The sequence below is a fragment of the Natronomonas sp. genome, assembly GCF_046710025.1.
Taxonomy (GTDB): Archaea; Halobacteriota; Halobacteria; order Halobacteriales; family Haloarculaceae; genus Natronomonas.
Genome location: NZ_JBKEGK010000185.1, coordinates 1 through 5,170, shown reverse-complemented (window position 1 = coordinate 5,170; position 5,170 = coordinate 1). Strand labels below are relative to the sequence as shown.

The 5,170-nt window shown below is 65.9% G+C and carries 3 protein-coding genes and 1 pseudogene; 2 read left to right on the top strand and 2 right to left on the bottom strand.

Features of this window, described 5'->3' with window-relative positions; genetic code table 11:
- Positions 1 to 1,239: proton-conducting transporter membrane subunit (locus ACI944_RS11455; RefSeq protein WP_411719189.1), on the top strand; the 1,239-nt coding region annotated here is incomplete at its 5' end.
- A gap of 97 nt (positions 1,240 to 1,336) precedes the next feature.
- A complete protein-coding gene (aglG, locus tag ACI944_RS11450) occupies positions 1,337 to 2,305 on the top strand; it encodes a glucosyl-dolichyl phosphate glucuronosyltransferase (RefSeq protein WP_411719188.1) in 969 nt (322 codons plus the stop codon).
- Positions 2,306 to 2,328: 23 nt separating this feature from the next.
- Here the strand turns inward: aglG and ACI944_RS11445 are convergent, their stop codons facing one another.
- Both ACI944_RS11445 and ACI944_RS11440 read right to left on the bottom strand, forming a co-directional pair.
- Positions 2,329 to 2,529 (bottom strand): hypothetical protein, encoded by a 201-nt coding sequence (locus ACI944_RS11445; protein ID WP_411719187.1) that lies wholly within the window; start codon positions 2,527 to 2,529, stop codon positions 2,329 to 2,331.
- 218 nt (positions 2,530 to 2,747) lie between these two features.
- Positions 2,748 to 5,170: pseudogene (locus ACI944_RS11440) on the bottom strand (hypothetical protein); the annotation flags it as partial.

Below are 5,170 nucleotides of genomic sequence, written 5' to 3'. Positions count from 1 at the left end.
ATCGCCGCGATCGGAATCGGTATCAACTGCGGGTTCATTTTCTTGCACTCGTGGCTGCCTGACACCTACCCGCGCCCCCACGTGGCCGCGTCGGTGTTCCTGTCGGTGTTCACCACGAAGACCGCTGCCTACGTGATGTACCGGGCGTTTCCCGACGGCGGCATGTGGCTCGCCTACCTCGGCGGTGCGATGGCCGTCTACGGTGCCTTCTTCGCGTTGCTGCAGTACGATCCTCGGCGGCTGCTGTCGTATCATATTCAGGCACAGGTCGGCTACATTCTCGCCGGGATCGGCCTCGGCACCGAGAAGGCCATCGCCGGGGGACTTGCGCACCTGTTCAACAACATTCTGTATAAAGCGCTGCTGTTCATGGCGTTGGGCGTCGTCGTCTACCGGACCGGCGAGCAAAGCATCAAAAAGATGGGCGGCCTCTGGAACGTGATGCCGCTGACGTTCCTCGCGTACCTGCTCGGCGCGGCGTCGATTACAGCCGTCCCCGGCACCAACGGGTTCGTCTCGAAGGGGATGATCCTCGATGAAGCCCACCACATCCACAACATCGAGTTGGGTCTCGAGGGAAGCCCGCTGCACGGCGACGTCCTGTGGTGGCTGCTCATCCTTGGCGCCATCGGAACGTTCATGTCGTTCATCAAGTTGGGCTACTACGTCTTTTTCCACGGCGAGAACACCCTCGAACCGGCCGACGCGACGCTCGGCCAGACCGTTGCGATGCTCGCTGTCGGCGGGTTCTGTCTACTCTACGGGTTGGTGCCCGGGTTGCTGTTCGAACTGTTACCCTTCACCGACACACTCGTCGCCGAACTGCACCCCTACAGCACCGGCCACCTCACCGAGGGAGTCGTGCTCCTCGTCGTCGGCTTCGTCGCCTTCTTCGGGCTCAAAGGGCCGATCACCCGGCTGGCATGGCTGCCCGATGTCGACCGCGTCGTCTTCCCCGCCGGCTTCTACCTAAACCGGGGGCTCACGTGGGGCGTCACGGAGCTTTGGGCCGCCGTCGACCGGGTCGTGATGGCGACCGCCGGCACATCGATGCGCGTCGGGCGCGACCCCGGTGGGTACGCCTACCGGACCGCCGACCGACTCCCCGGCGTTGACGTGAAGGAACTACCTGCCGGCGACGGAAGGCAGACCCTCCGGCTCCGGGCCTCCTCTGGCGCAAGTGTGTTCCTGTTGACGCTGGCGCTTCTCGTCGGACTTGCGGTGCTGGTGATGGTATAATCGGTCGTTGACGCTCCGCTCCCCACGCTTTCGCCCCCTCACAGTCGCGATACGGCTTCAGAACGCTTATTCGCGGCGGCGGTGAATCGATCGACGAATGGAGGTCTCCGTCGTCGTCTGCACGTACGCGATGGACCGTCTTGAGCCCTTTATTGAGGCGGTCGAGAGTGCTCTCGCACAAACACACGAGGAACTGGAAGTCGTCCTCGTCGTCGATGGCAACGACGAGGTGTTCGACCACGTCCGGGAGCGATTCGGTCCCGACAGCGACGTTGCCGCGGGCGTCGACGGCGATATCGTTCTTCACTGCAATGAAGAAAACCGTGGCATCTCCTACAGTCGGACAAAGGGTGCGGAGTTGGCTTCGGGTGAGGTCGTTGCATTCATCGACGACGACGCTGTCGCCGAACCCGACTGGATCGAGCAACTGGTCGACGTGTACAACTCGACCGACACGCTCGCTGTTGGAGGGTACGTCGCCCCTGAGTGGGTGACCGAAAAGCCCGATTTCTTTCCCGAGGAGTTCTACTGGCTCGTCGGCTGTACGGAGCGGGGGTTCGCTGAGGACGGCGAGGAGGTCCGAAACACATACGGGTCGAACGTGTCGTATCGGCGCTCGGCGTTCCTCTCGGTCGGCGGCTATGACGCCAACACCGGACGGAAGGGCGACAGACATGTCCAAGCGCACGAGGCTCCGGTCGGAATCCGGCTCCGGGAGCGCTACGGCCACGGCGTTAGTTATACCGAGGACGCTGTCGTCCACCACAAGCTGTTCGAGTACCGCGGCGAGTTCCGGTGGCTGTTGTTTCGCTCGTTTTGGCAGGGCTTTTCCAAGCGCGTGATGGCGATCCTGTACCCCGGCGGCCAGGGCAACGAGGGGGCGTACCTCCGCGACCTGTTCGTGCGGTATCTGCCCGGACGGATCAAAAAGGCGATCCTCGGGCCGTCGCTCGCGCAGGCGAAACAGATCGTTGCGATACTCGCTTTCACGACTGCGGTCGGCTTGGGCTACCTATACGGGCTGACGAAGCCACGGCATGAGTTGCTTCGCGAAGAGTCGGAGTGAATTAATGACCCGCTCCGGCCGGCTCACCGGCGCGCGGTGATGCGTCCCGCGATCACCCCAACGGCCACGAGTGACAGCCCGATCACGGCGTTGAGTCCGGCCCCGACGAGTTCGCCGCCCGCAGCGTTCGCTCCCGCGATGTACAGGAAGAACACGCCCACGAGGGCGTGCAGCGCCACCACGCCCGACGGCACGTTCACGCCAAGATTGACCCCGATATCCATACTCCCATTTCCGCGGCCGAAGTACAAAAGCGTACGACACTATACCGAGGCGTCCTCCGACCATCGGTGATGTCTTCCATGCCGTGACCAGACGTCTATTCATAAGAACCGACGACTCCCGAAACGAATCGATCATACTGCCTGATGACTCTTACGCACCCCCGTGAACATCGTCGCTAACATCGTCCGCTCCGGTACCACCCGACAGATGATACATGTTACTCCCACTCCTCGGTCACCCGCACCGGCCCGACTGTCGCGTTCGCGCGCTTGCCAGCCGCGTCGACGATCGTCACCGAGGGCTCCGTCACGCCGAGTGCGGGTGCGTACCGCGTCGTCGCCGAGTCGGTCACCCGGTCGACCGACCCGTCGCCGTCGAGGTCCCAGCGGTACTCCGCGGGGCCGGCGGGCACGTCGCTGTCGCCCGCGTCGAGTGTCGTCGGCGTCCCCTCGAGCATCCAGGTCCGGCTCGTCGACAGCGCCGCGGTCGGCGGCTCAGTCTCGAGGACGAACTGCTCGGTGGCGCGCTCGCCCTCGAGAGTCACTGTCCGTTGAATCGCCGACCCCACGAAGGGTCGTTCGTCCGGCGCTTCGACAACGACATCGACTGTCCCGCCGACGCCAACGCCGGGCGTTGAACCGAGAGCGACCGTCCCGTTCCCGCCCGTCGATAGCTCGACGGCACTCGTTGCGTTGTCCGCCCGGTGGGCGATCCGGACGGTGGCGTTTTCGGTAGCCACGCCGCGCTCGTCGCGGACGCGGACGTTGAGCCGCGTCGGCGTCGGCAGCGTCCGATTGAGTTCGGTATCCTCGGTCGCCTCGATCCGCCCGAGCGAGTAGAAGTCGGGGCGATCCGGGTCGCTGGGTCCCTCGGCATCCCAGAGATCCCCGCGGCGGTACTGGAGCTCGTAGGACTCGTCCTTCGGCACTTCGAGGCTGAACCGTCCGTCGGTCCCCGTCGACGCGAGCACGGGGCTGTCGCCGTCCACCGGGGCCGCGAGAACGGTGTCGTTGTCGGCGATGTGGCCGTCGGCGGTCCGGAGCCGCCCCTCGATGAACCGCGTTGAGGTGTTCGGCGCCCGCCCCACGTGGAAGGCGTCGGCTGTCATCGTCCGGATCGTGCTCCCTGACCCGGAATCGATGACGACCGCGAGACTCATTGTTTCGGCCGATTTGGGCGCCTCGACCGTTGCTCGAAGCCCCCTGTAGCCGAACCCCGCGGGCGTCTGCTCCCAGCCCGACTCGTCGACCCACGGCGGCACCTCGACGCTCCCGGTCGCGTACCAGACGGTCGCCTCGGCAACTTCCTCGCGCGCCTCGGTGCGGATGCGGATCGGCACCGTTCCCGGCCCGGCGGCGTTTGTCGGCGTAGACTCTTCAAGACGGACGTTCCGAATGAGCGGCACCGACGCGCCGTTGGCGGTGTCGTTGCCCCGGAGCGTCACCTCGGTCCGCGTCCGGGTCGAGAGCCGACCCTCTGGGTTCGAGCCGTCGATCCGCACCGACAGCGAATCGGCGTCGGCAACCGGGATCGGCCCGACACCGACCACAGGGTTGTCACTCCGACGCTCTACCCGAACGTCACCGTCGACGGCGACCGATACGTCGTGCTCGCCGTCGGCGTGGAGTCGGGTCCCCATACCGTCGTCAAGCGGCCGTGCTTCGACCGAGATGGTCCCGTCGTCGACCGCAACGCCTGCCCTCGCGACGAACGGGTGCGACAGCGCGCCCATTGTCCCCGATCCTCCGATTTCCCGCTCCGCTACCGGCGTCGAGAGCGCTGCGCGCCACCCGTCGAGCCGGAGGTGCCGCCCGTGGTCGATCTCGGGGGTGCGGTGGACGCGCTGTGTCGAGCGATCGCCCAGCGCGAACCACGAGAGCTGTCGGCCGCTTTTTGTCCGTCGCACCGAGGTCCGTTCTTGGACCTCCGGGGTCCGATCGAGCGTCGTCCGCCCGATCCGGTAGGTGGTCGTCTTGAGATCGTCGGGGCGGACCTCTCGGGGGGCCGCCCACCGGGTCCATCTGACGTGATTGCTCAGGTGGAAGACGTCTGAGGCATCCAGTTCCCCGCCGTCCGTCGCTGTCGTGAGCAGATACGTTGCGGTGAACGCGGTCTCTCGGTCCCGCGAGACCCGGACCGTCCGGTTGTCGGCGTTGAGGACGCGCCGGGAGAGCCGTTCGGTCCCGCCGGCCGTCTCCGTGACCATCGACGCCGCGATCGAGCGGTTCTCCAGGGGGCCGTACTGCGATTCGAGCGCGTCAGCGTCAACCCCCGACCGAACGGTCTCGCGCTCGTCGAGGACCACCCGGGTGTCGCCGTCGACTCGGAGCCGCTCCGAGAGAAACACCAGCGACCCGGTCGCGTCGTCGACGCCCGCCGACCAGATGACGTAGGTACCGCTGCCGGCTATGAAACTCGCGGTTCGATCCTCGAACGACAACACCTCGCTGTGAGTGTTCTCCTCGGTGAAGACGAGCAACTCGTCGCCGTTGACGCGGTCGCCCGCAGATAGCGGTCGCTTCTCGACGGTGACGCGACCGCCGCGGACGAACCCAACCGCGATCGACCGGGCCTCGCCGTCGACGGTGTACCGGATCCCCCCGGCGTAGACGCCCGAGGAGACGTTTCCGTCGACTCGGA

Excerpts from the sequence above, each read along its gene's own strand:
- ACI944_RS11445 (WP_411719187.1), bottom strand. The coding sequence starts at position 2,529 with ATGGATATCGGGGTCAATCTTGGCGTGAACGTGCCGTCGGGCGTGGTG.
- aglG (WP_411719188.1), top strand. The coding sequence starts at position 1,337 with ATGGAGGTCTCCGTCGTCGTCTGCACGTACGCGATGGACCGTCTTGAG.